The organism is Terrisphaera buseokensis, assembly GCF_047521145.2.
Classification (GTDB): Bacteria; Verrucomicrobiota; Verrucomicrobiia; order Opitutales; family Opitutaceae; genus ER46.
On sequence record NZ_CM134186.1, the window covers coordinates 5388601 to 5414963 of the forward strand.

The window sequence follows — 26363 nt, forward strand, 5'->3', positions numbered from 1 at the left end:
TTTAGCCGTGGCTACGAGCGCCAGCGAGCGGCCGAACGGCCACTCGCTGGCGCTCGTAGCCACGATCGATCCAGAACTCCAAAAGCAAGGAGCGATTGGTATAACGGGCAGGGGCGCGGCCACCTCGCCCGGTCCACCATCATCCGGGCATCAAGCCGTGCCAGACATTCCGGCTGACGGGCTTTGGCCGGTCGCCTACTGGACGTTCAGGAGCGCCCGCAGCGGTGACTTCGGCTTGCCGGGCGGACCGCCGGCACCATTGCCGTGGGGTTGATCGGTGCCAGAGGGATGAAAGCCCGTGTCGTCCTCGTAGCCTTCCCGCGCCGTCAACAGGGCGTAGGCCGTCGCCGTCAGGGCGAGGACCGCCAAAACAATGACTGCGTAGATGAAGAGATTCATACGCGTGGGTGCTACCCTCGGTGACCTCCGTCGGATACGACGGGTTCCGTCTATATTTTACATGAAATTACTCGGGGTAAGGCTTCTTCCGAGCCTTCACTCCGGAGCGCGTCCGACGGCGAAATCCGACTTTTCCCTGCCGGGCGGCAGCGCGGTGTTCGCCCCCCAAAAGCAAACGCTCCGGCGACCCGAGGGTCCGCCGGAGCGATGAAGAACAGTTGAAGCTTCCGATTGCCGGCAGCGGGCGGGCGGTGAGCCATGCCTGCACTGCGTGGGCGCGCGGAGGTCAGCTTCAGCGTGCGCGCTTACTTGGAACGCTTGACGGCGATTTTTTCCGCCTTCTTTGCTTTCGCGGTCTTCAAGGGAGCTTTGCGGGTCAGTTTCTTTGCGTTTTGTGTTTTGGCCATAAATCGAATGCGGCTGAGGGCGGAAAAGAGCGCGACGCGATTATCCGCGGAACGCGGCAATCTCGGCGGGCGTCGCGAGCTCGAAGCTGATCTTGCGTTCGATCACTTCACGGAGCGCGGTGTCCTCGGCCGAAAGTTTTTCCAACGACTCGACCAAGGCACGGTTGCCACGTTTCAGCTGCTTCACGCGGCGTGAGATCACATTGATGAGGACATTCGGATCATCGATGACCAGAAGGGCGGCCTTAACGTATTCGTCTCGCATGGTGGAAGGAACAGCGGATCCGGTGGAGCGACAGGCAGGCGGCGCGCCTGCGTCGGGCTCCGGGAACAAGCTGAGTTGAACAGCCTAAAAATGTTCCGCCACCAACGCGACACCCAATTCAGTCTCCGGCCCGCGCGTGCACAATTCCTTCGCGGACCATTCGCTTGGAACGTTTATCGACCGCCGTTGTGCCGCCGCCGCTGGCATGGAAAACTGAATACACGGCGTTCCCGGCGCCAATGGCCGCCAACTCCCCGCGGGGTAACGGGCTTCGTCTCTCCGCCTGTCCACCGCTCCGCTCACGTTTTCGCCGGCGACGGCGCGGATCGCGGCGCCGACTGCTTTTTCTCATCGAGATTCTGCCGCGCCTCTTCGTCCGTGACGGGCGCGGAATCGACGCCCCCGGCCGGCACCTCGAGTTTCGCGAGCCACACCAGGGCGTTGAGGATCAAGCGGCGCTGATCGTCGTTCTGCCAGTTGAGATGAAAGTGTCCGCCCGTGAAACCAAAGCCGCGGCCGCCATCGGGTCGCTCGACCGCCCACATCATCGTCTCGGCCCGGCCCTTCGCCGCCTGAATGTGCGGATACGGGCCCGCAGGATAGACGTAAGGTCCGTCCCTCACCGCGTCCGATGGCGGCGCGACGAGAATATCCTTCACGCCAGCCTTCCCCTCGCGGAACCGCAGGTTGAAGTACCACTCGTCCTTCGTCTTGAACGGCTTCACGCCGCGGGTCAGCGGATGCACCGGCAGCGTCTGAAATTCGGCCTCCCAGATCGGATTGCACGAAAAGGCGTTTTCATAGTGCCCGCCGATCCACTCCTTCCATTCGGCACCGCCGCGCTCCGGCGTCACTTCCACCGCATAGTGGGCGCAGCCGAGGCTCACGCCCCGCTGCATCAAGCCGCGCAACAACGCGAGGCGCTCGGGCCGCACCGCGAGGTGGTTGGGCCCGCCGTCGGCGTAGATGAAGATGGCGTCCGCGCCCTCGAAGACCGCGTTGTCGTCGACGCGCTTGCCCGCGACGATTTTCGTCGGCCAGCCATTGGTCACGAGCACGGTCTTCAGATGGGGCACGCCCTGGAGGCGTTTCTCCAGCAGCATCGAACCCGCGCGGAACTCATGCATCAGCGGCGGATGACTGACCGGACCGGCGATCATGACCAGCTTGCGATCGGCTGAGTGGAGGCTGGAGAAGCCGACAAGTAACGCGGAGCAAAACAGCAGGGTAAACTTCATGGGGCAACGGGTGGAGTCCCCAGCCTGCGCGCGCCGCGGGCCAGTGCAATCGTTCGCCACCCGCATTGCCCGCCGCGCCACGCGCCGTGCGGATCACGGCGGCGAGCTTGTGCCCTCGCCCGACGCGCCCCACGCTGAGAGCGTTACCTCCTCCCCATGCATCTCCCGACCCGCGCCCGTCTGATCCGGCTTCCGGCCACCCTTGCCCTGCTCTCCCTCCTGCCCGGTCTCGCCGCCCAGCCCGCGGCACCGGTTGCCCAACGGCCCGCGGCCCGACCCGCGCCGGTCCCGCCGGTCGTGTCCCCTGAGTTGCACTCCGACGGACGCGTGACCTTTCGCCTGCGCGCACCGAAGGCGACGGTCGTGACCGTGTCGGGCCAGTTTCAAAAAGGCCCGGCCGCCATGGTGAAGGACGACACCGGACTCTGGAGCGTCACCGTCGGCCCCATCCCGTCCGATCTCTACGAATACAGCTTCAACGTCGACGGCGTCAGCATGATCGATCCGGGCAATCCCGCGATCAAACCGATGCGCAATCCGCGCACGAGCATCCTGGAAATCCGCGGCGAGCCGCCGCTGCTGCACGATTTTCAAAACGTTCCGCACGGGCGCGTCAGTCTGCACTGGTATGCCTCGCAGGCCCTCGGCCGCCGGCGCCCGCTGCAGGTGTACACGCCGCCTGGATACGAGGCGAACGCCACGACGCGCTATCCGACCCAGTACCTGTTCCACGGCTCCGGGGACAACGAAGCCACCTGGGTGGCTCACGGCCACGCGCACTGGATTCTCGACAACCTCGTCGCGCAGGGCCGCGCGCAACCGATGATCGTCGTGATGCTCGACGGCCACGCCGTGGCCCCGGGCGCGAGCACCGATCGCAACGCCAACGTCGTGGCGTTTGAACGCGATCTGCTGCAGGACGTGATGCCCTTCGTCGCCGCAAACTACCGCACGCGCGAGGACGCCACGAGCCGCGGCATCGTCGGCCTCTCCATGGGCGGCGGCCAGTCGCTGACCATCGGCCTCAAGCATCCCGACCGGTTCGCCTGGGTCGGCGGCATGAGCAGCTCCGTTGGCGGGGCGGCGGAACTCCTCGGCGACGGCACCGCGCTGAACCGCCAGCTGAAGCTGCTCTGGTTCGCCTGCGGCAAGGATGATTTTCTCCTCAAGGCCAACCAGGATCTCGCGGCCACGATGACGGCCCGGAAGATCCGCCACGAGTACGTCGAGACGGAAGGCAATCACAGCTGGCCGGTCTGGCGCCGGTATCTGGCGGACTTCGCTCCGCGCGTCTTTCAGGCCACGAAGTAACGCCACCGCTACACGCGGCCGAGTTGCGCACTTGAAGCGCACGCGCCGCATCGGATAACTCTGATCCTTCCCATGTTCACTCTTGGCATCGATTACGGCACCAATTCCGTCCGCGCCCTTGTTGTTCGTTGCGCCGATGGCGCAGAGCTCGGCTCCGCGGTGGTCAACTACCCCAGCGGACACCAGGGCGTGCTCCTCGATCCGAAGGATCACCACCTCGCCCGCCAGCATCCCGGCGACTACCTGATCGGCCTTGAGGAATCCGTCCGCGGCGCACTCGCCGCCGCGAAGAAGGCGCGCGGATTTTCGCCCGACAAGATCATCGGCATCGGCGTCGACACCACCGGTTCGAGCCCGATGCCCGTCGATGCCCACAACCGGCCGCTGGCCCTCGATCGGAAGTGGCGGAAGAATCTCAACGCCCAGTGCTGGCTCTGGAAGGATCACACGAGCGTCCGCGAAGCCGCGCAGATCACCGCGCTCGCCGCTCAACACCGGCCGGCGTTCATCGCGAAATGCGGCAACACGTATTCGTCCGAGTGGTTCTGGTCGAAGATCTGGCACTGCCTGAACGTGGCGCCCGACGTTTTCGCCGCCGCGCATTCCTGGGTTGAATTGGCCGACTGGATACCATCGGTGCTCGCCGGCGCGACCGTGCCCGCCGATGTCGTCCGCGGCGTGTGTTGCGCCGGACACAAGGCGCTCTACGCCGACGACTGGGGCGGCCTGCCGGACAAGGCGTTCCTCACGCTGCTGCACCCGAAACTCGCCGAGCTGCGCGATCGGTTGTATGAGAAAGCCCATGACGCCACCGCCTCCGCGGGCGCGCTGACGCCCGCCTGGGCGAAGAAACTCGGTCTGCGCGCCGGCATCCCGATCGCGATTGGCGAAATGGACGTCCATTACGGCGCCATCGGTTGCGGCGTGGCCGAGGGCGTGATCGTGAAGGTCATCGGCACGTCGACCTGCGACTGCGGCGTCGTCTCGGCGGCAAAAACCGTGCCCGACATCCCGGGCATCTGCGGCATCGTCAAGGGCGCGATTCTTCCCGGCTTCTACGGCATCGAAGCCGGGCAGTCCGCCGTCGGCGATATTTTCAAGTGGTGGGTCGAGGTCGTCTGCCGCGGTGATGCCGCGCTCCACGCGCGCCTCACCAAGGAGGTCGCGAAACATAAACCCGGCCAATCCGGTCTCCTCGCGCTCGACTGGAACAACGGCAACCGGACGATCCTCGTGGATCCGTTGCTGACCGGCGCGCTCATTGGTCAGACGCTCTACACGACGCAGGCGGAGATTTATCGGGCCCTGATCGAGGCCACGGCCTTCGGCGCCCGCGCCATCCTGGAACGCATCCGCGAGTACGGCGTGCCCGTCGATCGGATCGTCTGCGCCGGCGGCATCGCCGAGAAAAATCCGATGCTGATGCAGATCTACGCCGACATCACCGGCTGCACCATGCAGGTGTCAGGCTCGTCCCAAGCCTGCGCCCTTGGCTCCGCGATCAGCGCCGCCGTTCTCGCCGGCGCCCACCCCAGCTTCCCGGCCGCCCAGAAGGCCATGACCCGCGTGCAGCGGAAGAGCTACCGTCCCATCGCCGCCCATCGGAAAGTCTACGACGAACTCTACCGCTTGTATCGGCAACTCCACGACGCCCTGGGCGGGCTGGACAAGTCCGCCGATCTTTCCCGCCTGATGAAGGATCTGCTCGACGTGAAACAGCGCGCCAGCCGCTGAGCCACCCGCCACGCCCCCCGTCTCCTTCCCGTGCATCTCCTCACTCATCCGGAAATCTGGTTCGTCACCGGCAGCCAGCATCTTTACGGGCCCGAAACGCTCGCGCAGGTGGCCCGCAACGCCCAGGCGATCGTCGCGGGCTTCGACGGTTCCAAGCGCGTCCCGCTCGACGTCGTGTTCAAGCCCGTCGTCAAGACGCCCGAGGAGATTCGCGCACTCTGCCTGGAGGCGAACAACGCGATCAACTGCGCGGGCCTGATCCTGTGGATGCACACATTTTCACCTTCGAAGATGTGGATCGGCGGGCTCAACGCGCTGCGCAAGCCCTTCGTTCACCTCCACACGCAGTTCAACCGCGACCTGCCGTGGAGCACGATCAACATGGACTTCATGAACCTCAACCAGTCCGCGCACGGCGATCGCGAGGCGGGGTTCATCCACACCCGCATGCGGCTCGCCCGCAAAGTGGTCGTCGGTCACTGGCAGGATCCGGAAGTCGAGGATCGTCTCGGCGCCTGGATGCGAGTCGCGCGCGCGTGGCACGATTTGCAGGGCGCGAAGTTCGCCCGCTTCGGCGACAACATGCGCCAGGTCGCGGTCACGGACGGCGACAAGGTTTCCGCCGAAATGACCTTAGGTTTCTCAGTGAACGGTTACGGCATCGGCGATCTCGTCGCGAAGATTGCCGACGCCGGCATCCACGATCGGCGGGTCGATGATCTATGCGCCGAATACGCCGAGCGCTATGTCATCGCGAAGGAACTGCGCAAAGGCGGAGCCCGCCATGAATCGCTCCGCTACGGCGCCCGCATCGAGCTCGGTCTGCGCGCTTTCCTAGAGCAAGACAGTTTCAAGGGTTTCACGACGACGTTCGAGGATCTGCACGGCCTGCGGCAACTGCCCGGACTCGCCGTGCAACGGCTGATGGCGGAGGGCTACGGCTTCGGCGCAGAGGGCGATTGGAAAACCGCCGCATTGCTGCGCGCGATGAAGGTCATTGGCGCCGATCTCAAAGGCGGCACGTCGTTCATGGAGGACTACACGTACCACCTGTCGCCCAAGGGTCACCAGGTGCTCGGCGCGCACATGCTCGAGATCTGCGAGAGCATCGCGGCAACCAAGCCCACGGTTGAAATCCATCCGCTCGGTATCGGCGGCCGCGAGGATCCCGTCCGCCTCGTGTTCGATGCCCGGACCGGTCCGGCGCTGAATGCGTCGCTCGTCGATCTCGGCAACCGCTTCCGGCTGATCGTGAATGAAGTCGACGCCGTCAAGACGCCCAAACTGCCCAAGCTGCCCGTCGCCCGCGCCGTGTGGGAGTGTCGGCCCAATTTCAAGACCGCCTGCGGTGCCTGGATTCTCGCCGGCGGCGCGCATCACACGGGGTACAGTTATTGCGTGACGCGTGAACACCTCGAGGACTTCGCCACGATCGCCGGCATCGAATGCGTCGTCATCGGGGCCGACACCGAGCTCGGCCGGTTCAAGCAGGATCTCCGCACCAACGAGGTCTACCACCACCTGGCCCAAGGCTTTCGCAGCTGATGCCACCGCGCACGGCCGGTGGAACTCGGGTTGACCGGACGAGAAGCGCCTAGAACGTCGTGCCGCCCCCGAGGGAATGAACAGGCCCGTCCCGCATCAGCCGAGTTGCTACGTCGTCGCAACGGGCATCGCCCTCGCCGCGGCGCTCACTTACGCGAACACCTTCGCCGCGCCGTTCATTTTCGATGACATCGCTTCGATCGTAAACAATCCGACGATTCGCAGCCTGTGGCCGCTGGGCCCCGTGCTGTCACCGCCGCATACCGCCGGCGCAACCGTCGGCGGCCGGCCACTCCTCAACCTTACGCTCGCGTTCAACCATGCGCTGAGCGGTCAGGCGGTCTGGAGCTACCATGCACTCAATCTCCTCATCCATGCGCTCGCGGGCCTGGCCCTGTTTGGCGTCGTGCGCCGTTCCCTTGCGAACACTCGTTTCGCCGGAAGCGCCACGACTGTGGCGGGCTGGACTGCACTCCTTTGGACCGTGCATCCGGTTCAAACCGAGTCGGTCACCTATATCGTGCAGCGGGCCGAGTCGTTGAGCGGCTTGCTGTATCTCTCAACCTTGTACGCCTTCATCCGCGGGTCCGAACGAACGGACGCCCGGGGCTGGTTCGCCGTGTCGGTGTTCACCTGCTTTCTCGGCATGGCCACGAAGGAAGTGATGGCGACCGCCCCGGTGATGATCCTCGCCTACGACCGGGCGTTTCGCAGTGGAACGATTGCCGGCGCGCTGCGCCAGCGGCCCTGGTACTACGCCGCGCTCGTGTCCTCCTGGGTGCTGCTGGGGATCCTGATGGCGGGCAATGACGGGCGTGGTGGCACCGCGGGTCTCGACGTCGGAGTGACGCCCTGGGCCTACGCCATCACCCAAATTCGCGCGGTGCCCCACTACCTCGGCGTCGCGTTCAAACCGTACCCGCTGATGATCGATCACGGCGGACTGCTGCCGTTCGATGGTGTCCTCTCCGCCGCCCCGTATGCGTTTGCGCTGGGCGCGCTGGTCGCGGGCACGCTCTTCGCCTTTTTCCGCTGGCCGCGCTGGGGATTCGCCGGCCTGTGGTTTCTGGGGATCCTCGCGCCCAGTTCCAGCGTGGTACCGCTCCTGGACAGCATCTTTGAACATCGCACGTACCTTTCGCTCGCGGCGCCGCTGGTGGTGTCGGTGCTGGCGGTGACGTCGATGCTGGGTGCGCACGCGCGAATCGCACTGTGCGCCATCGCGGTGGCGCTTGGACTTCTTACGTTGCACCGCAACACGCTCTACCAAAGCGATGTCGCGCTCTGGACCGACAACGTCGTCCGCAAACCGAACAACGCGCGGGCCCGCTTCGAATTGGGCAACGTCTTCCTTCTTCGCGGTGAGTTTCCCGCTGCGATCGCGAGCTACCGCAGCGCGACCCGACTGAATCCCACCTACGTGGAAGCGCGTAACAATCTGGGCAGTTCCCTGCTGCTGGCCGGCAGGCCAGCCGAGGCGCTGCCGGAATTGGAGACGGCGCTGCAGCTGCATCCCATCGCTGAAACCCACTTCGCCGCTGGCCGCTGCCTGGCGGAACTGGGGCGAGGCGATGCCGCCATTGCCCACTTTGACGCCGGGCTGAAACTGCGGCCGGCGGACCCCGACGCGTTGTTCCGACGCGCGAATCTCCATCTTCAAGCCGGACAATTTGGAGTTGCCCGGGCCGGCTACCGCGGCGTGCTGGCGCTCGTGCCGAACTTTCTCGAGGCCGAGGTGAATCTCACCTCGGCCTTGCTGGCGGATCGCCAGTTAACTGAAGCAGCAACGCATGCCGAAAACGCCGTGCGTTTGAACCCGCAGCACGCCGTCGCGCATTGGAAACTGGGCCAGGTCCGCTTTGAGCTTGAGGACCTATCCGCCGCTATCGTCGCCTTGCGCGAAGCACTGCGGCTCGATCCCAACCTTGTCGCCGCCCAGCATCTGCTGGCACGTGCCCTCACCCAGAACGGCCAGTACGCGGAAGCGCTCGGAGCCTACGAACGCACGTTGCAGCTAGCACCCGACCTGGTCCCTGCCCGCTACAATGCCGCCTTGGTTCTCGAGCACCTGGAACAGTGGGAACCGGCGGCCGCGCAACTCGAGTACGTCCTGCGACTGCAGCCGGATTTTCCTGAGGCCGCCCGGCGGCTGGAATACCTGCGGCAACGACTGAACTCAAAACGGATCGCCGTTCCATTGCGCCCGTGAAAGCTGACGACCAGCGCGCTTCCTTCAAACGTCCGACCGCACCACTCTTCACCCTCTCTCATGCTCACCGATCTGAAACGCGAAGCCTACGAGGCGAACATTGCCCTGCCGCGCCACGGGCTGATCAATCTCACCTTCGGCAACGCCTCCGCGATTGATCGCAGCCGGGGAATCTTTGCGATCAAACCCAGTGGCGTCGCCTACGCCGACCTGCGCCCGAGCCACATGGTGCTCGTCGATCTCGAAGGGCGGAAGGTGGAGGGAAAACTCAACCCGTCGTCGGACACCCCGACGCACCGGCGGCTGTTTCTCGCGTTCAAGAAGATCGGCGGCGTCGTGCACACGCACTCGTCGCACGCCACGGCCTTTGCCCAGGCGGGCCGCACGATTCCGATTTTCGGAACCACGCATGCCGACTACTTCAACGGTGACGTGCCGCTCACGCGCAAGCTGACGGAGTTCGAGATCAGCGGTGCCTATGAATGGGCCACGGGCAACGTGATCGTGGAACGCTTCCTCGCCGACAATCTCGACCCGCTCGACTTTCCCGGGGTGCTCGTCCAGCGCCACGCGCCGTTCACCTGGGGCCCGACGGTCGCCAAGGCCGTCGAAGTGGCCGTGGCCGTGGAATGCGTCGCCCACCTCGCCTACATGTCGCTGCAACTGAATCCGAAGCTGCGCAAGATCGAGCCCGAGCTGCTCGACAAACATTTCAAACGAAAGCACGGACCCGCGGCGTACTACGGACAGAAGTAGGCCGCATCGTTCGATCGGATGATCTCCGCGTGGCCGCGAGCGCCAGCGAGTGGATCGTCTACGTTTACCTCGAACCGATACGGGCACGCTCAAACTACGCCCGCCGGCCCGCGCCGCGCACGAGAAACCGCTGCAGCAGGATGAAGCCGAGCAGCAGCGCGCCGACGACGATCCTCATCCACCAGGAGCTGAGCCGGCCGTCGAAAAGAATCGCCGCCTGGATCGTGCCGAAAATCAGCACGCCCAACAACGTGCCCAGCAGATGCCCGCGCCCGCCCGCGAGGAGCGTGCCGCCCATCACCACCACCGCGATCGCATCCAGTTCGAGGCCGGTGCCCATGCTGGGATTGCCCGACCCGGTGTACAACGTCGCCACAATGCCGGCCGCCGCAGCGCCCATGCCATTCAGCGTGTAGACCGCAATCTTGGTCCGGCCCACGGGGAGGCCCATCAGGATCGCGGACTGCTCGTTGCCGCCGATGGCCAGCAGCGTCCGGCCAAAGCGCCGATGATGCGCCACCACGTAGCCGACCGCCACGAAACCAAGCAGCAGCAGGGCCGCCGCCGGAATCTGGATACGTTCGCCGAGGGAGAGACTGAAGTTCGCGATCGCCTCGTACCACGGATGCGTGATTCCAACGGACTCCGTGTTCAGCCAGAACCCCGCACCCCGCGAGAGGAACATGCCGGCGAGTGTGACGAGGAACGCCGGGAGCCGAAACACGTGGATCAACGCGCCCATCGCCGCACCGAGTAGCCCCCCGAGTCCCACGGCGCCCGTCCACGCCACAACCGGCGTGACCCCGTGGCCGGAGATCAGCGTCGCCGTGAAGATCGACGTGAAACCGATCACCGCGCCCACCGACAGATCAATCCCTCCGGAAAAAATCACCAGCGTCATGCCCACCGCGGCGATGCCGAGGAAGGCATTGTCGGCGAAAAGATTCACCATCACGCGGGGCGAGAAGAAACCGTCGTACGCCAACGAAGCCGCTCCAAAGAGGACGACCAGGATCAACCCGGTCACGCCCAGTGGCAGATTGCGCCGTACCACGGATGCCAAGGCACTCATGTCACCGGCTCCTTTCGCCGCCACGCGCCCGCCACCCATGCGCGCAGCTTTTCCGACTGCAACAGCGACACCAGGATGATCAGCAGGGCCTTCGGCACCGGGGCCACCGCGGGCGCGACGCCGCGATAGTACATCGTCGTCGCGAGGGTCTGCATCAACAGCGCGCCCAGATACGAACCGACAATCGAGAACCGGCCGCCGGTCAGCGCCGTGCCGCCCACGACCACGGCGAAGATGGCGTCGAGCTCGGCGTTTTCACCCGCCCGGTTTGCGTCGGCGGCGCGCACGTTCGCCGCCGTCAGCACGCCGGTGAGTCCCGCACAACCTCCGCAGAACACATAGGCCAGCGTCTTGACGCGCGCGGCGGCCAGGCCCGCAAAGCGACTCGCCGTTTCATTGTCCCCGACCGCTTCGACGAACAATCCCGCCGCCGTACGGCGGACGAAGATCGAGGTCGCGGCAAACAAGCCGACGACCAGCAACGGCGCCACCGGCAGGCCGAGGACGTAGCCGTTGGCAAAGTATTCGAACGCCGGATGCGCGATGATGATGACCTGCCCGCCGCTCGCGAGCTGGGCGATGCCGCGACCAGCCACCATCAGGATGAGCGTGGCCACGATCGGCTGAATGCTGAGGCGCGCCACGAGCAGGCCGTTGACGCTCCCCGCCAGCACGCCCACGCCCACCGCCGCCGCAATCGTGGTGGCGAGGCTCGCACCCGCTTGCAGCAGCAATGCACACACTGCGCCGGCGATCGCGACGACGGAACCGACCGAAAGATCCACGCCGCCGGTGGCGATGACCAGCGTCATGCCGAGCGCGAGCAGCATCGTGCGCGAACCCTGGTTCAAAATGTCGATCGGTACGCCATAGAGGTGGCCGTCCTTCACCACGATCTTAAGAAAAGAGGGATCGATCGTGAGGTTCAACGCGGTCAGGGCGACCAAGCCGCCCACCAGCCAGGCGATCGGACTGCGCGCGAGCCGTGCCCAAAATGTGGTTACGTCACTCATGCGTGCCCGCCATCACCCGCATCAGTCGCTCCGGCGTGAGGTCCGGGCCAGCCGCCACCTCGCCGGCAGAGCGACGCTCGCGCAGCACCGTGACGCGTCCGCACGTCCGCACGATTTCCTCGATCTCCGAAGAAATCAGCAGGACCGACAATCCGTCGGCGCACAGTTTGGCGATCAGCTGCTCCACCTCGGCCTTCGCGCCCACGTCGATGCCGCGCGTGGGCTCGTCGAGAATGATCAGCTCCGGCCGCGTCCCCAGCCAGCGGGCGAGCAGCACTTTTTGCTGGTTGCCGCCTGACAGATGTTTGATCGGCGTTTCGGCGTCCGCTGTCTTGATCCGCAGTCCGGCGATGTAGTGCGCACAGAGGGCAGACTGGTCCGCCCGGCTCAAGGTGCGCCAGGCGCCCTGTTTCGCCTGCAGGGCGATGATCAGATTTTCCCGGACCGACAGGTTGGGCAAAATTCCCTCCGTCTTCCTATCCTCGGAGCAAAAGGCGAGTCCGAGCTGCACGGCCTCGCGCGGCGAAGCGATCCGCACCGACCGGCCGTGTATCGCGATCGTACCGCCGTCGGCGCGGTCGAGCCCGAACAGCAGCCGTGCGGTCTCGGTGCGCCCGGATCCGAGCAGGCCCGCCAGGCCTGTCGCCTCGCCCCGGCGCAAGGTGAGATCGATCGGCGCAATGGCACCGCGCCGCGTCAGGCCGCGCGCTTCGAGCACGGGCGCAGGAGAGATGCCGAGTGGGTCGGACAGTGTGGTCGCAACATGCGGGTCTGCCGAAGCCGGCGGTGACGGATTCGCCTGCTCGAGTGATTCAGCCACGCGGACGGCGCTGCGACCCGACTCGTCCGTCACTTCGCGACCGAGCATCCTGCTGATCAAGGCGAGGCGGGGCAGTTCGGCCGTGACGTAATCACCGACGCGCTGACCGTTGCGCAGCACGGTGAGGCGATCGCTCACGGCGTAGACTTGATCGAGGAAGTGCGTGACGAACACGATGCCCAGGCCGTCGGCGCGCAGCTGCCGCATCACCTTGAAGAGTTCACCGACCTCCTTCTCGTCCAGGCTGGCAGTCGGTTCGTCGAGGACGAGCAGGCGTGCGCGCAAATCGAGGGCGCGGGCAATCGCGACCATTTGCTGGAGGGCCACGGACAGCGAACCGAGTTCAGCGTCGACGTCACAGGCGATCTCCAGTTTCGCCAGCGCTGCCCGCGCGTGACGGCGCATCGCGGCCCAATTCACGAAACCGAAACGCCCCGGCTGCCGCCCGAGGGCGATGTTTTCCGCGACGGACAGCGCTGGAATGAGATTCACCTCCTGGTAGACGGTGCTGATCCCGGCCAGCTCCGCTTCCTTGGGCGACGCGGGAGCGATGACGCCACCGTCGAGGGTCATCGTGCCGCCGTCGGGCCGGTGCACGCCGGTCAGCACCTTGATCAAAGTCGACTTGCCCGCGCCGTTCTCGCCGAGGAGCGCGTGAATCTCGCCGGACCGCACCGAGAAATCCACGCCGCTCAGGGCCGTCACGCCGAGAAACCGCTTCGTGATTCCTCGCAGGTCGAGCAGGGCGTGGGACATCACCGGGAAAATGAAAGCACGGGGTCGCCGGGCGGTCGGGTGCGGAAAGCGGACGGGCCGCCCGCGCTTCCGTCAATACTTGCGCGTCGGGAGCGCGGCCGCGGCGTTGGTGGCGTCGAACAGCTCGTCCTGGTTGATGATCTTCTTCGGCACCTTTTCACCGGAGAGAACCCGACTGATGGTGTCGAACACGCTCGGCCCGAACAACGGATTACATTCGACGGTGCAATTGATCCGGCCGGCGACAACAGCCTGCACGGCTTCGCGCACGGCATCGATGCTGACAATCGTGATGTCCTTGCCGGGCTTCAGGCCCGCCTCCTCGATGGCCTGTGCGGCGCCAAGCGCCATGTCGTCGTTGTGCGAATACACGATGGAGAAGTTCTTCCCGTGTTTCTTCAGGAAGGCCTCTATCACCTGCTTGCCGGAGGTGCGCTCGAAGTTGCCGCTCTGCGAGTCGATGATCTTCAAGCCGGGATGTTTGACGATGGCGTCGGCAAACGCCTTGCGCCGCTCGTTCGCGGGGTCGGAGCCGGGCGTGCCCTGGAGTTCGACGATGTTGCCCTTGCCGTTGACGGCCTTGGCCAGCCAGTCCGCCGCCATCCGGCCTTCCTCGTAGAAATCGGAGCCGATGAAGCACACATAGAGGGATTCGTCGGCCGTCTGAATCGCACGATCGGTGAGGATCACGGGAATCTTGGCGCGTTTGGCTTCGCGCAGCACCGGATCCCAACCGGTCGCCACGATCGGGGCAATCACGATGGCGTCGACACCCTGCGTGATGAACGAGCGCACGGCGCGGATCTGGTTCTCCTGTTTGCCCTGGCCGTCGGAGAATTTGAAATCGATGCCACGTTTGGCGGCCTCGGCCTTCATCGATTCCGAGTTGGCCGTCCGCCACGCACTCTCGGCGCCCGTCTGGGCGAAACCGATTTTGAGCACCTTGCCCGGCTTGGTCGCGGCGTGCAGCGCGGAGAAACCGGTGAGGAGAAGGGCCGCGGCGAACGCGGACAGGCGAAGAAAGCGGTTGCGGAGCATCGGGGTATTCATGGCCGGGGAACCCGACGTTGAAGCCTCGACGGAGACGCCGCAAGGGGTCACGTGGATTTTGTTATCGAACCGTCCAGCCCGACCACAGCGCGCTTGCCGCCGCGGCGTTGCGTGCGTTTGGCTGGCACCTGCTCACCCTCTTTCACCCATGAAGGCTCTTCTGCTGTCCGCCCCCTCCACGCTCGACTACGTCGAGTTCCCCGATCCGACGCCCGCCGCCGATGAAGTCGTCGTGCAAGTGCACGCCTGCGGAATCTGCGGCAGCGACATTCACGGCTGGGATGGATCGACCGGCCGGCGACGCCCGCCGCTGATCATGGGACACGAAGCGGCCGGTGAAGTGGTCAGTACCGGTCCGCGCGTCACTGCGTGGAAAGCGGGTGATCGCGTGACGTTCGATTCGACGATTTCGTGCGGCGCGTGCCGGTTCTGCCGCGACGGCCAGGTCAACCTTTGCGAAAACCGCCGCGTGGTCGGCGTCGCGCCCGTCGAATATCGTCAGCACGGCGCGTTTGCCGAGCGGCTCGCGCTGCCGGATCGGATTCTTTACCGGCTACCGGACACATTGCCGTTTGCCGAAGCGGCCATGGTGGAGCCGGTCTCGATCGCAGTTCACGCCGTGCAGCGCACCCGGATCGCACCGGGCTCGACGGCGGTCGTCGTCGGCAGCGGGATGATCGGACTCCTGGTGATTCAGGCGTTGCGGTGGGCAGGCGCGAAGAACGTGGTCGCGGTCGACCTCGCGGACAATCGTCTTGCCCTCGCCCGCCAGCTTGGCGCCACGCACACGATCAATTCCGGCACCAGCGACGCCGCCGCCGAGGTGGCGCGGATCACGGAGGGCCTGGGTGCGGACACGGCCTTTGAAGTGGTCGGATTCACGGCCACGCTGAATCTGGCGCTGGCCGTCTTGAAGCGCGGCGGCGCGTGCGTTCTCGTGGGCAACCTCTCGCCCAAGACCCAGGATTTCCCGCTGCAGGCGGTGGTGACCAAGGAGATCACCGTTGTAGGATCCTGCGCCAGCGCCGGCGAGTATCCGCTTTGCCTGGACCTGATCGCGCGCGGCGTGATCAACGTGAAGCCGATGATCGAAACCGTCGCGCCGCTGGCCGACGGCGCGGCGTGGTTTGCCAAACTCAGCGCGAAGGACGGCGGACGCTACATGAAGGTAATCCTGCAGCCGTGAGCGGACTCACGTTGCGACGTCGCCGCTCGCGGCGGATGTGACGCCAGCAGCGCGAACGCCACGATGCGTTCGCGCCGTTCCCGCACAGCGCTCGCGCGGATTTACCGGATCGACGGCGGACGGGGTTTGGCCGGACCGGGCGGCGGCGAACTCACCGTCAGCACGGCATCTTCGCTTTGCACGGAGCCGGCGACATTGCTCGCCGAGACCGCATACGTGGCCGAGTCGTTGGTGGTCACACTGGTCAACGTGAGTGTCACGTCGGTCGCACCGCCGAGCGGGATTCCATTCTTGAACCACTGCACGGTCGGTGCCGGGGAGCCGGAAACTCCGACGGTGAACGTGACGCTCGCACCCGTGGCCGCGGACTGCGTGCTAGCGGGCTGCACCGTGATGGAAGGTGCCTCCACCTGCGGCCCGAGTCCCGCCGAAGGCAGCGGCGGGGGCGACGACGGAGCCGGCGCGACGGGCAACGGCGCTTCGGCCAGAGTGAGCATGACGTCGCGGGTTTTCACCGTGCCGGCGGCATTGGTCGCGACGGCGGAATAGACTCCGACATCGTTCGTCGACACTCCGACCAACTCCAACGTAGCCGACGTCCAACCCGCAACCACGTTGCCATTCCGAGTCCACTGATAGCTCGGAGCCGGGCTGCCGCTGGCCGCCACCGTGAACGTCGCCGTCGCGCCGGGGCTGGCGTTGAGGATCGAATCCGGCTCCTGGGTGATCGCCGGAGGCTGATTTTCCTCCACGGAGCCCGTCGACGATGTCGCGGGCGGCAAGCCCGGGCGAGGCAGCGACAGCATCACGAGCGTGGCGTCGGTGCTGTTGACCGAACCCGCGCTGTTGGTCGCACGCACCGAGTAGATCCCGGCGTCATCCGCCGTCAGGCTGGCGATCGTGAAGCTTGAGTGGGTGCCACCGGCCATGGAAACGCCATTCTTGTACCATTGAAACGTCGGCGCCGGGGTGCCCGACGCCTCCACCCACCACGTGATCTGGCTGCCCGGCAACAAGGACGTGGACGCAGCCGGCTGCACGGTGATCTGCGGCGCGATCGCCGGGCCCTTCGGTGGGGCGGAAGGCTGCGCCGAAAAGACGGCGAGGAGAGTCGGCGTGCTTTGCACGGAACCGAGCCGATTGGTGGCAACTGCAGCGTAGGCACCGGTCGCTTCAGCGACGAGCGGGCTCAGGCTAAGCGTCGATTGCGTGGCCCCCGCGATCGGAACGCCGTTTTTCAACCATTGGTAAGCCGGGGCTGGCACGCCGCTCGCCGAGACCGTGAGACTGAGCGAGCCGCCCACATAGCCGATCAGCGTTTGGGGCGGTTGCACGGTGATGGCCGGAGCTGAATCGACCACCGCTACGGCAAGGAAGATTTCATTACTCAGCGCCCAGCCCGCGACGTTGGAAGCGACGGCGTAATAGAAACCGCTGTCCTCGCTCGAGACATTGCGCAGGACGAGCGAACTCGTGGTCGCGCCAGGAATGGGAGTCGACTCCTTGAGCCACTGAAACGCCGGAGCAGGATTCCCGTCTGCGGTCACCGTGAAGGTCACATCGGTGCCGGGAGCCGCATATTCTGCGGAAAGTGCGGGAGCGGGAAGAGCGGCCCACAGGTTGGGGAGAGCTAAACCGGCAGCGATCGCGATGAGGGCGAAGAATGACTTGATAACGAGAACGGGAAATGAACGGAGCGACTGAGCGTATGGCATCGCATCGAAAAGCGCGTGACGGAGCGCGGGGGTAAACCCTCAATCTCGTCTACGTACCGACCGCAGGCATGTGAATAAGTCACTAATGACTCCCTACAAACACTTTGCGGCTGATTAAAGCCCTCGTTTCGCGCGATATTTACATCTTATTAACATCAACTTACGCGAATAATAGGTGCGCCGAACCCCCGGGGAAAGGGACTCCGCTGACTGGCTCAAGCGGAGGAGAGACGGGTCCACGCCACGATCGACCGCAAGCGGGTCAGGTATCGACGCTGGACCCGACGGTCGGCGATGGCATCAGCCACGGCGACGAGCACGCGCTCGAGGTTGTCGATGTTCACGGGCTCTCCGTAGAGACGCACCAGATCGACATAGCCCCGCGCAACGGCGCAGGCGTCGCGCGCGGGCTGAATGACTTCACTTTGAACCGGCGTCGTGTGACCGGTGAGGTAGCGCTCGGCCTCGGTGGCGAAGTCGAGGAGTTGATAAACGGCGGTGGTGTCCTGCTGCATGGGGGGAGAACGGATTCGGTCCGGCAACGAAGCGGACGCCGTGTGCGCCCGAACGAGCCTGTGCGCGTTGACCGCATGGACTTGCGCGTGTTTCGAAAATCTGATCGCGACGCGAAATCGTTTTCGTGCGGTCGCTTTTCCGAGCAGTGGATCGCGTGGTCCACGCGGTGCAGGGCGGATGAATCGCAAGGTCGCGGTGGTGGACACCGGCCAGCGCGGATCGAATCACTACACCGGGCTTAAATCACAGTCCGCAGGAGGTGCTGCGGCTGCCGATGCATTGCGAGATTGGAGGCGCGGGCCGGAATTGAACCGGCGCATAGAGGTTTTGCAGACCTCGGCCTTACCACTTGGCTACCGCGCCCTCATCTCAGGAAGGCTGGACGTTGCAGGAAAAAAATCGCCGCGCAAGCGCTGAAATGCGTTCACACCGACGCCACGCTTGCGGACGATCGGCATTCGTCACTAGGCATCTCGCGGCGCTCGTGCCGAACGCTGCCTTTTCCTTCATGCCCACCACTGTCTTCACCATCGCCAACCAAAAGGGCGGCGTCGGAAAAACCACGACCGCCGTCAATCTCGGCGCGGCGCTCGCCGAGAAAAAGATTCCCACTCTCCTGATCGATCTCGATCCCCAAGCCAACGCCACCAGCGCCGTGGGCGTCGAGAAACAAGCCGGCCGGAGCCTCTACGGTCCGCTCCGGGGCGAGGGCACCGCCCTCGAAATGATCACGCCGACGCAATACGCCCATCTCTCGCTCATCCCCAGCGAGGAGGATCTCGCCGCCGCTGAAATCGAACTCGCCCAGACGGAAAACTACCTCGCCAAGCTGCGCGGCATCCTGGCCCCGATTCGCGCCGCCGGCACCTATCGCGCCATCATCATCGACTGCCCGCCGGCGCTCGGGATGCTTTCGATGAACAGCCTCGCGGCCGCCGATTTCCTGCTCATCGCACTACAGTGCGAATACCTCGCCCTCGAGGGCCTCGGCCAGATTCTGCGCAACGTCGAACGACTGAAGAGCGCGCACATCAACGACGGCCTCGAACTGGGCGGCGTGGTCATGACGATGTTCGACCTCCGCACGAATCTCTCCCGCCAGGTCGTGGACGAAGTGAAGCAGCATCTGCCCGACAAGATTTTCCAGACCGTCATTCCGCGCACGGTGCGCCTCAGCGAGGCACCGAGCTTCGGGAAGACGATCTTCGCCTACGACCCGCTGAATCCGGGCTCCACCGCCTATCGCAATCTCGCGAAGGAAGTCATCGAGCGCTTCAAGCTGAAGGGCTGAGGCCGGGCCGCATCGCCGTCATGTTCGCGTCGCTCGACAAGTATCGTCAGGCTTTCCTCGTCGGACTGCAGAGCAACATCGTCTACCGCTGGAACTTTCTCGTCCGCGGCTTCTTTTCGCTCTTCCACCTGGCGGTCGTATTCATCCTGTGGGGCGCGGCGTTTGCCGGCACCGAGTCGATCGGCGGTTTCGATCTGCGCCAGACGCTCACGTACTTCGTCACGCTGCTCGTGCTGCAGTTTTTCATCAGCGCGTTCAACGAGGACTACCAAATCAGCGAGGAAATCCGCAACGGACTCATCAATCAGTTCCTGCTGAAACCGATCAACTACTTCCTCTACCGATTCAGCATTTTCGTCGCGGCGCGGCTGGTATCAGGCGCACTGGTGTTCATCCCGCTGCTCATCGCGTTCCCCGTGATCGGCGACTATCTCACCTTCCCGTTCGACGGCTGGCGCTTTGCGATTGGCGTGCCGGCGATCGCGTTGTCGGCGCTCATCCAGTTCAGCATCGCCTACTGTTTCGGCATGCTGACGTTCTGGTTCCTCGAGATCCAGGGCTTCGTCATTCTCTCGATGGCGATCGAGTCAGTGCTCGGCGGCCAGATCTTCCCGCTCGATCTGCTGCCCGCCGCGGTCTACCGCGTCGCCCAGTTCCTTCCGTTCTACTACCAGATGTATTTTCCCGGCGCGATCATCACCGGTCGCATCGAATATGCGGCCGCGCTGCAGGGCCTGGGCATTCAGCTCTGTTGGGTCATCATTCTGCTCATCGTGAACCAAATCCTCTGGGCCCGCGGCCTGCGGCGTCACACGGCAGTGGGCGGCTGATTCCATTGCGGACTTTGGATTTCGGATTACGGATTCACTCAGGCCCTCGATTCGATCTCTCCCGCTCCACCGCCCGTTTAGACTTTCGAAATCAGCCATCAGCAATCCGCCCTCCGCAATTCCCGTGCTCCACTATCTCAAAGTCTGGCTGGCCAGCGCGCGCTACTCGATCATCCGGACGATGATGTTTCGCGGCGACTTCCTGGTGTGGTCGCTCGTGGAGTTCTTCTGGATGAGCGTGAACCTGCTGCTGATCTCGGTGATCTACGAGCACACGAGCACCATCGCGGGTTGGAACAAGTACGAGATGATGCTGCTCGTCGGCACATCGATGCTCATTCAGCGCTTCCTGATGGGCTTTTTCTGGAGCAGCATTTTCGAGATGGGCCGGAATGTCCGCAGCGGCAACTTCGACTTCTTCCTGGCCCAGCCCGGCAACGTCATGTTCATGGCGACCACGCGCAAACTGGATCCGGACGGCCTGATCAACTCGCTGGTCGCGGGCGCGGTGGTCGTTTACGCGGCTCATGAATTGAAGCTGAGTCCGAGCGTGCTCGACGTCGTCGCCTACTTCGGCCTCGTGGGCGCCGGTCTCGTGATTCACTACAGCATCCTGATCCTGTCGATCTCCGCGGTGTTCTGGTTGACGAGCGCGCAGGGCGTCGAAGGCGGCTATTTCACCCTGACGGAATTTTCCCGGCTGCCGCGGCAGGCGTTCAAGGGCGTAAGCGAGTTTCTCTTTGTCTGGATGCTGCCCGTCGTCGTGGTCAGCAACGCACCCGCCCGCACGCTCCTGCACGGTTTCGATCCCCTCTGGACGCTCTGGCTGTTCGGGCTGGCGGCCGCCTGGTTCGCGCTGGCCGTCTTCGTCTTCAACCGCGGCCTGCGCCGGTACGCGAGTGCCAGCTCATGAACGACGCGCTCGACCAGCTCGAAATCCGGATCGATCACGTCTTCCGCCAGCGGGCGTTGCTCGAACGCGCCGTCACCCACCCGTCGCTGCTGCAGGACCGGCCGGATCTGGTCGAAAGCAACCAGCGGCTCGAGTTTCTCGGCGACGCGGTGCTCCAGCTCATCCTGACCGAGACGCTCTTTGAATTATTTCCCGGCGATCGGGAAGGCGTGCTGAGCAAGCGCCGCTCGGCGCTCGCCAACGGCGTGTTTCTCGCGCGGCTGGCGCGGGAAATCGGCCTCGAGCGCGCGCTGCAGCTGGGCGCGAGCGAGGAAGCGACGGGCGGGCGCGCGCGAGCGGGCGCGCTCGAGGACGCCTTTGAAGCCATGATTGGCGCCATCTTCCTCGATTCGAATTTCGAAACCACGCGACGCATCGTGCTCGGCCTCTACGGTCCGCTCCCCGAACGTCTCGCCATCGTCGAGGACGTCGAGAACCCGAAGGGACGCCTGCAGGAACGCGTGCAGCCGACGCACGGCAACACGGCGCTGCGTTACGAAGTACTCGGCGTGCAGGGCGAGGATCACGCGCGCGAGTACGAGGTCGCTGTTTTTCTCCATGACCGTCAGCTCGGCTCGGGTCGCGGTTCGTCAAAGAAGCAGGCGGAAGAAGCAGCCGCCCGCGCCGGTCTCGCTGCCCTGCCGGAGGAGTGACGCCAAGTCGGGGCGCGACGCGGTCACCTGGAGGTTTGCGCTTCCCGGGTTCCTCGGCTTCCTGCTGATTCCCTTTCATGCCGGCCGCCGCCACGCTCATCCGCCGCAAGCTCACCGGAGTCTGCCCGCCCGCCCGCGGCGCCGTCATCACGGATCTTTTTCGCACCCACCGCACACCGGTCTGGCTGGTCGTCGCTGAAGATCTGAAGGCGGCGGAACATCTGGCCGAGGATATCGGCTTCTTCCATCGCTCCCTCGACGATGCGCGGCCGCAGTCCACGCTGGTATTTCCCGAGTCGATGCAGGACGGCGCCGACATGCGCGAGGCCTTCGCCGCATCCAGTGATCGGCTGTCGGTCCTCTCCCGCCTGCGTGCCATCCGGGGCCTGGCCGGAACCCCCGACACGCTGGTGATCGTAACGACACCCGCGGCGCTGCTCCAACCGGTGCCGGCGCTGGAGGAATTCGCCACCCGGGAACTGCAGCTGCGGCGCGGCCAGACGCAGCCGTTTCAAGGCCTGCTCGAACAGCTGCAGAAACTGGACTACGACTCCGAGGCGGTTTGTGAATCGCCGGGCCATTACGCGATTCGCGGCGGCATCATCGACGTGTATCCGGTGACGGCCAATCTACCGTACCGTTTGGATTTCTTCGGCGACGAACTCGAATCGATCCGCGAATTCGATCCGGTCACCCAGCGCTCCGGTGCCGCGGTCGAATCCATCTCGCTCGCCGCGTCGCCACGCATCCGGCTCGATCCGTCCAAGACGGGGCTGGCTGACTATCTTAACCCGGCTGCGCACCTGCTCTTCGTCGAACCCGCCACCCTCGAGGAGGAGTTCAGCGCCTTTGCCCGCGACGGCCAGGACGGGCTCACGCCGCTGCTGGAACGCGTCGCGGCGTCTTTCGCCCTGAGCGATCTCGATGAAGCGAGCGGACTCTTCGACGGTGTGACCGACGAAGTCACGTGGGACACCGAGAGTCTGGTCCATCATCGCCGGTATCCGGACGATGCCCTTGTCGCGCAGGAGCGTCTCAGTGTCGAGGAGGACGCCCGGCACGAATTCCTACGCACCGTCGCCGCATGGAAGAAAGCCGGTTACGAGATCGCGTTCGTGGCGTCGAAGGAAGGCGAGGAAAAGCGCGCGCAGGAAATCCTCGCGGAGGATTCGGCGCTGAAGGTCATCCAGCCGCACTGGTGGCGGGGCACGCTCAACGAAGGATTTCGGATCACGTTCCGCGAAGGGGCGCGCTGGGCGAGCGGAGCTCCGGGCCGGAAGCAATCCAAGGCAGGCGGGACGCCTGCGCTCCCGGCCGGCCTCGTGGTCGTCACCGAGACTGAAATCTTCGGCCGGCAACGCCAGCGGCGCCCCGCGCTGAGCAACCGCGTCACGGCCCATCGCGCGCAGATCGATCAGCTCCTCGACTTTTCCGAACTGGTCGAGGGCGACTTCGTCGTCCACCTGCAGCACGGCATCGCGCACTACCGCGGACTCACCAAACTGGATACGGCGCAAGGCATCCGCGAGGTCATCTCGCTGGAATTCGACGACCACGTGACGCTGCACGTGCCGCTGCAGGAATCGCATCTCATCAGCCGCTACGTCGGGCTCAGCAAGGCAAAGCCCCAGCTCGGTCGCATCGGCTCGAACCGCTGGGAAAAGGCGCGTCAGGCCGCCGAGCGTGCGACGATCGATCTCGCCGCCGAGCTGTTGCGGATTCACGCCTCGCGCGAGGCGCAGCCGGGCCATGCGTATCCGCCGGACAATACCTGGCAGAAGGAGTTCGAGGCCTCGTTTCCCTTCACGGAGACGCGCGATCAGCTGCGCGCGATCGCCGAGACGAAGACCGACATGGAGAAAACGCGGCCGATGGATCGCTTGATCTGCGGCGATGTCGGTTTCGGCAAGACCGAGGTCGCGATCCGCGCGGCGTTCAAGTCCGTGCAGGGCGGCCGCCAGGTCGCCGTGCTCGTCCCGACGACGGTGCTGGCGCAGCAGCATCTGAACACGTTTCGCGAGCGAATGGCCGGCTATCCCATCGCCGTCGAAATGCTCAGTCGTTTTCGCAGTCGCGCGGAGTTGAAGAAGATCGTCGCCGCCACCACGGCCGGACAGGTCGACATCCTGATCGGCACGCACCGGTTGCTGCAGCGCGACGTGATCTTCAAGGAGCTCGGACTCGTCATCATCGACGAGGAGCAGCGCTTCGGCGTGAAGCACAAGGAAGTGTTCAAGAAGATGCGCGAGACCGTGGACGTGCTCTCGATGAGCGCCACGCCGATCCCGCGCACGCTCTACATGGCGCTCACGGGCGCCCGCGATCTGAGCGTCATCGAAACCCCGCCGACCAATCGTCACCCGATCCAGACGATCGTGAAGACCTACGACGAGAAGGTCGTGGTGGACGCGATTCACTTCGAGCTGCGCCGCGGCGGCCAGGTGTTCTATCTCCACAATCGCGTGCAAACGATCGAACTCGTGGCGGCGCGGCTGCGCGAGTTGCTGCCGGGCGTGAACATCGGCGTCGGTCACGGCCAGATGAACGCGGACGAGTTGGAAGAAGTGATGACGGAGTTCGTGGCGGGTCGGCACCAGGTGCTCGTTTCCACGACGATCATCGAAAGCGGCCTGGATATCCCCAACAGCAATACGATCATCATCGAGGGCGCGGATCGCTTTGGGCTTTCGCAGTTGTATCAGTTGCGCGGACGCGTCGGCCGTTTCAAACACCAGGCTTACGCGTACCTGCTGCTCCACCGGCACACCCGGCTACTCGAAATCGCGCGCCAGCGGCTGACCGCGATGCGCCAGCACAACCAACTCGGCGCGGGCTTCCGCATCGCGATGCGCGATCTTGAGCTGCGCGGCGCCGGCAATCTCCTCGGGGCGGAGCAAAGCGGCCACATCGTGGGCGTCGGTTTCGAACTCTACTGCCAGCTGCTGCGCCAGTCCGTTGCACGGTTGAAGGGTGAAAAAACCGCCGCGGCCATTCGCGCGAGCGTAAAGCTCGATTTCGTGTTTGTGGGCGAGGGCGCGGGACCGGCGAACGAGGCGGGGCGTCACACCGACGGCTACACCGCGATCAAGGACGCCGAGAACGAGCACGCCGTCGAAGTCGCCCGCATCCAGGCCCGGATTCCGCCGGCCTACATCGCGGAAACCCGGCTCCGGATAGACTTTTACCGCAAGCTCGCCATGGCCGACGGCTTGCCGTCGCTGAAGCAAATCGAGTCTGATTTGCGCGACCGTTTCGGAAAATTTGGCGATGAAATCCGCGCGCTGCTCCTCATCACCGAGATCCGGATTCGGGCGGAACAAAAGGGCATCGTCTCCGTCGAAACCGAGTCGAGCCGCCTGAAATGCCTGCGCAACAGTGGTCGCCGCGACGACTGGGTGCAGGTGGGAATGCGGTTTCCAAGGTTGACCACCCCCAAGCCCCTTCTACGGTTGAGGGAAATTATCTCGTTTCTGAATAACTTGCCGAACCCATGACGTTACGCTGCAGCCTAGTCTCCGTCTTGCTTGCCGCTGCGTCCGGCGCGAGCGCGCTGGCGCAAACCGCCCCGGCCGCGACGCCGGCCACCAGCGCGGTCGCTGAGAACCTGAACCTGCGTTTCGCAAATGGCATCGTGGCCGTCGCCGAGGAGAAAATCATCACGGTCGCGGACATCATGCAGTACATCGGGCCGCTGATTCCGCAGATTCGGAATGAGGCCAAGACCGAGAAGGAATTTCAGGAGCGGCTCGAGCAGTTGCAGGACAGCGCCATCCAGGATCTCGTCGACCGCGTCCTGATCGTGAAGGAATTCCGCAAGGACGAGAAACGCCAGATTCCGGCGCACTACGTCGACAACGCCATCGCCGATGAAATCGCCGAGCGTTTCGAGGGCGATCGTTCCAAGTTTCTCGCGTTCCTGAAGGCCAAGGGCCAGACGCAGCGCGACTACCGGAAGGAAGTGGAGGAGAACATCATCTTCCAGTACATGCAGGGCCAGCAGAAGAAGTCCCAGAGCTTGGTCAGCCCGGTGCGCATCGAGACGTTCTACAACGAGAACAAGGATCGCTTTTACCAGGAGGACGCCGTCCACCTGCGCCTCATCCAGCTGACGCGCACCGAGACGGAGACCGACGCCACGCTGACCGAGAAGGCCAACCAGATTCTCACCCGCCAGAAGGCCGGGGAGAAATTCGAGGATCTCGCCAAGGAGTTCAGCAACGACATGAAACGCTCCAAGGGCGGCGATTGGGGCTGGATGAAACGCTCCGACTTCAAGAAGGAGTTCAGCGATCCGGCCTTTGAATTGAAGAAGGGCGACGCGTCGAAAGTCATTATCCTGCCGGAAGGCGCGTTCCTGCTGTTCGCCGAGGACCGCAAGTTCGCCGGCATCCAGCCGATTGACGAAGTGCGCGACCAAATCGAACGCATGCTCGTCCAACAAATGGGCCGGACCAGCCAGGAACGCTGGCTCGAGCGGCTCCGGCGCAACGGCTACATCAAACACTACTGAGCCTCGCGTTTACCCCGTACACCGGGACGCGATCATCAGCTCTACCTTTCAGGGATGCGGTTTTTACCGCGTCCCTTTTTTGTGCCCGCCGCGCCCGAAGGTATACGCGTGCAGGTGGGCTACACGTCGCCCCGG

The 26363-nt window shown here is 64.6% G+C and carries 21 protein-coding genes and 1 tRNA gene; 12 read left to right on the plus strand and 10 right to left on the minus strand.

The window, feature by feature from the left end:
- Positions 1 to 195 precede the first annotated feature (195 nt).
- The 3 genes from ACLJEU_RS20230 to ACLJEU_RS20240 all read right to left on the minus strand — a co-directional run bounded on the left by ACLJEU_RS20230 (position 196) and on the right by ACLJEU_RS20240 (position 2309).
- Positions 196 to 399: a hypothetical protein gene (locus tag ACLJEU_RS20230; RefSeq protein ID WP_414663171.1), complete on the minus strand. Its 204-nt coding sequence runs from the start codon at positions 397 to 399 to the stop codon at positions 196 to 198.
- A 447-nt stretch (positions 400 to 846) separates the two neighbouring features.
- Positions 847 to 1071, minus strand: coding sequence for a DNA-directed RNA polymerase subunit omega (locus ACLJEU_RS20235; RefSeq protein WP_414663172.1), 225 nt, complete (start codon positions 1069 to 1071; stop codon positions 847 to 849).
- Positions 1072 to 1370: 299 nt separating this feature from the next.
- A complete protein-coding gene (locus ACLJEU_RS20240) occupies positions 1371 to 2309 on the minus strand; it encodes a ThuA domain-containing protein (RefSeq protein WP_414663173.1) in 939 nt (312 codons plus the stop codon).
- Positions 2310 to 2465: 156 nt separating this feature from the next.
- Here ACLJEU_RS20240 and ACLJEU_RS20245 point away from each other — a divergent pair, with 156 nt between their 5' ends.
- The 5 genes from ACLJEU_RS20245 to araD all read left to right on the plus strand — a co-directional run bounded on the left by ACLJEU_RS20245 (position 2466) and on the right by araD (position 9864).
- Complete coding sequence (locus tag ACLJEU_RS20245) at positions 2466 to 3620, plus strand: alpha/beta hydrolase-fold protein (protein ID WP_414663174.1); 1155 nt, start codon at positions 2466 to 2468, stop codon at positions 3618 to 3620.
- A gap of 72 nt (positions 3621 to 3692) precedes the next feature.
- The gene (locus tag ACLJEU_RS20250; RefSeq protein WP_414663175.1) at positions 3693 to 5354 is read left to right on the plus strand and encodes a ribulokinase; all 1662 of its coding nucleotides are present in this window, start codon (positions 3693 to 3695) and stop codon (positions 5352 to 5354) included.
- Between the two features lie 30 nt (positions 5355 to 5384).
- On the plus strand, positions 5385 to 6899 hold the full coding sequence (gene araA / locus ACLJEU_RS20255; protein ID WP_414663176.1) for an L-arabinose isomerase: 1515 nt from the start codon (positions 5385 to 5387) through the stop codon (positions 6897 to 6899).
- Positions 6900 to 6975: 76 nt separating this feature from the next.
- Positions 6976 to 9108 (plus strand): tetratricopeptide repeat protein, encoded by a 2133-nt coding sequence (locus tag ACLJEU_RS20260; RefSeq protein WP_414663177.1) that lies wholly within the window; start codon positions 6976 to 6978, stop codon positions 9106 to 9108.
- 60 nt (positions 9109 to 9168) lie between these two features.
- Complete coding sequence (gene araD, locus ACLJEU_RS20265; RefSeq protein WP_414663178.1) at positions 9169 to 9864, plus strand: L-ribulose-5-phosphate 4-epimerase AraD; 696 nt, start codon at positions 9169 to 9171, stop codon at positions 9862 to 9864.
- Between the two features lie 94 nt (positions 9865 to 9958).
- On the opposite strand, the gene yjfF is transcribed toward araD, so the two are convergent.
- The 4 genes from yjfF to ACLJEU_RS20285 all read right to left on the minus strand — a co-directional run bounded on the left by yjfF (position 9959) and on the right by ACLJEU_RS20285 (position 14575).
- Positions 9959 to 10936, minus strand: coding sequence for a galactofuranose ABC transporter, permease protein YjfF (gene yjfF / locus ACLJEU_RS20270; protein WP_414663179.1), 978 nt, complete (start codon positions 10934 to 10936; stop codon positions 9959 to 9961).
- Positions 10933 to 11949 (minus strand): ABC transporter permease, encoded by a 1017-nt coding sequence (locus ACLJEU_RS20275; RefSeq protein WP_414663180.1) that lies wholly within the window; start codon positions 11947 to 11949, stop codon positions 10933 to 10935. The genes yjfF and ACLJEU_RS20275 overlap by 4 nt, the downstream gene beginning before the upstream one ends.
- Entirely contained in the window at positions 11942 to 13525 is a 1584-nt protein-coding gene (locus ACLJEU_RS20280) for a sugar ABC transporter ATP-binding protein (RefSeq protein ID WP_414663181.1), read from the minus strand. Before ACLJEU_RS20280 ends, ACLJEU_RS20275 begins: the two co-directional genes overlap by 8 nt.
- 72 nt (positions 13526 to 13597) lie before the next feature.
- Entirely contained in the window at positions 13598 to 14575 is a 978-nt protein-coding gene (locus ACLJEU_RS20285; protein ID WP_414663182.1) for an ABC transporter substrate-binding protein, read from the minus strand.
- A gap of 148 nt (positions 14576 to 14723) precedes the next feature.
- Between ACLJEU_RS20285 and ACLJEU_RS20290 the strand changes: the two genes are divergently transcribed.
- The gene (locus ACLJEU_RS20290; RefSeq protein WP_414663183.1) at positions 14724 to 15761 is read left to right on the plus strand and encodes a zinc-dependent alcohol dehydrogenase; all 1038 of its coding nucleotides are present in this window, start codon (positions 14724 to 14726) and stop codon (positions 15759 to 15761) included.
- A gap of 101 nt (positions 15762 to 15862) precedes the next feature.
- Here the strand turns inward: ACLJEU_RS20290 and ACLJEU_RS20295 are convergent, their stop codons facing one another.
- The 3 genes from ACLJEU_RS20295 to ACLJEU_RS20305 form a co-directional block, all read right to left on the minus strand.
- Positions 15863 to 17476 (minus strand): immunoglobulin domain-containing protein, encoded by a 1614-nt coding sequence (locus tag ACLJEU_RS20295; protein WP_414663184.1) that lies wholly within the window; start codon positions 17474 to 17476, stop codon positions 15863 to 15865.
- A 215-nt stretch (positions 17477 to 17691) separates the two neighbouring features.
- Positions 17692 to 17991 (minus strand): hypothetical protein, encoded by a 300-nt coding sequence (locus ACLJEU_RS20300; protein ID WP_414663185.1) that lies wholly within the window; start codon positions 17989 to 17991, stop codon positions 17692 to 17694.
- Positions 17992 to 18280: 289 nt separating this feature from the next.
- Positions 18281 to 18355 (minus strand) — tRNA-Cys (locus tag ACLJEU_RS20305).
- A 145-nt stretch (positions 18356 to 18500) separates the two neighbouring features.
- Here ACLJEU_RS20305 and ACLJEU_RS20310 point away from each other — a divergent pair.
- From ACLJEU_RS20310 to ACLJEU_RS20335, 6 genes are all read left to right on the plus strand, one after another.
- Positions 18501 to 19283 (plus strand): ParA family protein, encoded by a 783-nt coding sequence (locus tag ACLJEU_RS20310; RefSeq protein WP_414663186.1) that lies wholly within the window; start codon positions 18501 to 18503, stop codon positions 19281 to 19283.
- Between the two features lie 20 nt (positions 19284 to 19303).
- The gene (locus ACLJEU_RS20315) at positions 19304 to 20113 is read left to right on the plus strand and encodes an ABC transporter permease (RefSeq protein WP_414663187.1); all 810 of its coding nucleotides are present in this window, start codon (positions 19304 to 19306) and stop codon (positions 20111 to 20113) included.
- 124 nt (positions 20114 to 20237) lie between these two features.
- Entirely contained in the window at positions 20238 to 21026 is a 789-nt protein-coding gene (locus ACLJEU_RS20320) for an ABC-2 family transporter protein (RefSeq protein ID WP_414663188.1), read from the plus strand.
- Positions 21023 to 21718, plus strand: coding sequence for a ribonuclease III (gene rnc / locus ACLJEU_RS20325; RefSeq protein ID WP_414663189.1), 696 nt, complete (start codon positions 21023 to 21025; stop codon positions 21716 to 21718). The genes ACLJEU_RS20320 and rnc overlap by 4 nt, the downstream gene beginning before the upstream one ends.
- 77 nt (positions 21719 to 21795) lie before the next feature.
- Complete coding sequence (mfd, locus tag ACLJEU_RS20330) at positions 21796 to 25212, plus strand: transcription-repair coupling factor (protein ID WP_414663190.1); 3417 nt, start codon at positions 21796 to 21798, stop codon at positions 25210 to 25212.
- A gap of 26 nt (positions 25213 to 25238) precedes the next feature.
- Positions 25239 to 26228, plus strand: a complete 990-nt coding sequence (locus ACLJEU_RS20335; protein WP_457795281.1) for a peptidylprolyl isomerase — start codon at positions 25239 to 25241, stop codon at positions 26226 to 26228.
- Positions 26229 to 26363: the final 135 nt, after the last annotated feature.

Excerpts from the sequence above, each read along its gene's own strand:
- ACLJEU_RS20235 (WP_414663172.1), bottom strand. The coding sequence starts at position 1,071 with ATGCGAGACGAATACGTTAAGGCCGCCCTTCTGGTCATCGATGATCCG.
- ACLJEU_RS20315 (WP_414663187.1), top strand. The coding sequence starts at position 19,304 with ATGTTCGCGTCGCTCGACAAGTATCGTCAGGCTTTCCTCGTCGGACTG.
- ACLJEU_RS20295 (WP_414663184.1), bottom strand. The coding sequence starts at position 17,476 with ATGCCATACGCTCAGTCGCTCCGTTCATTTCCCGTTCTCGTTATCAAG.
- ACLJEU_RS20275 (WP_414663180.1), bottom strand. The coding sequence starts at position 11,949 with ATGAGTGACGTAACCACATTTTGGGCACGGCTCGCGCGCAGTCCGATC.
- ACLJEU_RS20230 (WP_414663171.1), bottom strand. The coding sequence starts at position 399 with ATGAATCTCTTCATCTACGCAGTCATTGTTTTGGCGGTCCTCGCCCTG.
- ACLJEU_RS20300 (WP_414663185.1), bottom strand. The coding sequence starts at position 17,991 with ATGCAGCAGGACACCACCGCCGTTTATCAACTCCTCGACTTCGCCACC.
- ACLJEU_RS20245 (WP_414663174.1), top strand. The coding sequence starts at position 2,466 with ATGCATCTCCCGACCCGCGCCCGTCTGATCCGGCTTCCGGCCACCCTT.
- araD (WP_414663178.1), top strand. The coding sequence starts at position 9,169 with ATGCTCACCGATCTGAAACGCGAAGCCTACGAGGCGAACATTGCCCTG.
- ACLJEU_RS20285 (WP_414663182.1), bottom strand. The coding sequence starts at position 14,575 with ATGAATACCCCGATGCTCCGCAACCGCTTTCTTCGCCTGTCCGCGTTC.
- ACLJEU_RS20250 (WP_414663175.1), top strand. The coding sequence starts at position 3,693 with ATGTTCACTCTTGGCATCGATTACGGCACCAATTCCGTCCGCGCCCTT.
- ACLJEU_RS20240 (WP_414663173.1), bottom strand. The coding sequence starts at position 2,309 with ATGAAGTTTACCCTGCTGTTTTGCTCCGCGTTACTTGTCGGCTTCTCC.
- ACLJEU_RS20280 (WP_414663181.1), bottom strand. The coding sequence starts at position 13,525 with ATGTCCCACGCCCTGCTCGACCTGCGAGGAATCACGAAGCGGTTTCTC.
- ACLJEU_RS20310 (WP_414663186.1), top strand. The coding sequence starts at position 18,501 with ATGCCCACCACTGTCTTCACCATCGCCAACCAAAAGGGCGGCGTCGGA.
- yjfF (WP_414663179.1), bottom strand. The coding sequence starts at position 10,936 with ATGAGTGCCTTGGCATCCGTGGTACGGCGCAATCTGCCACTGGGCGTG.
- rnc (WP_414663189.1), top strand. The coding sequence starts at position 21,023 with ATGAACGACGCGCTCGACCAGCTCGAAATCCGGATCGATCACGTCTTC.
- ACLJEU_RS20260 (WP_414663177.1), top strand. The coding sequence starts at position 6,976 with ATGAACAGGCCCGTCCCGCATCAGCCGAGTTGCTACGTCGTCGCAACG.
- mfd (WP_414663190.1), top strand. The coding sequence starts at position 21,796 with ATGCCGGCCGCCGCCACGCTCATCCGCCGCAAGCTCACCGGAGTCTGC.
- ACLJEU_RS20290 (WP_414663183.1), top strand. The coding sequence starts at position 14,724 with ATGAAGGCTCTTCTGCTGTCCGCCCCCTCCACGCTCGACTACGTCGAG.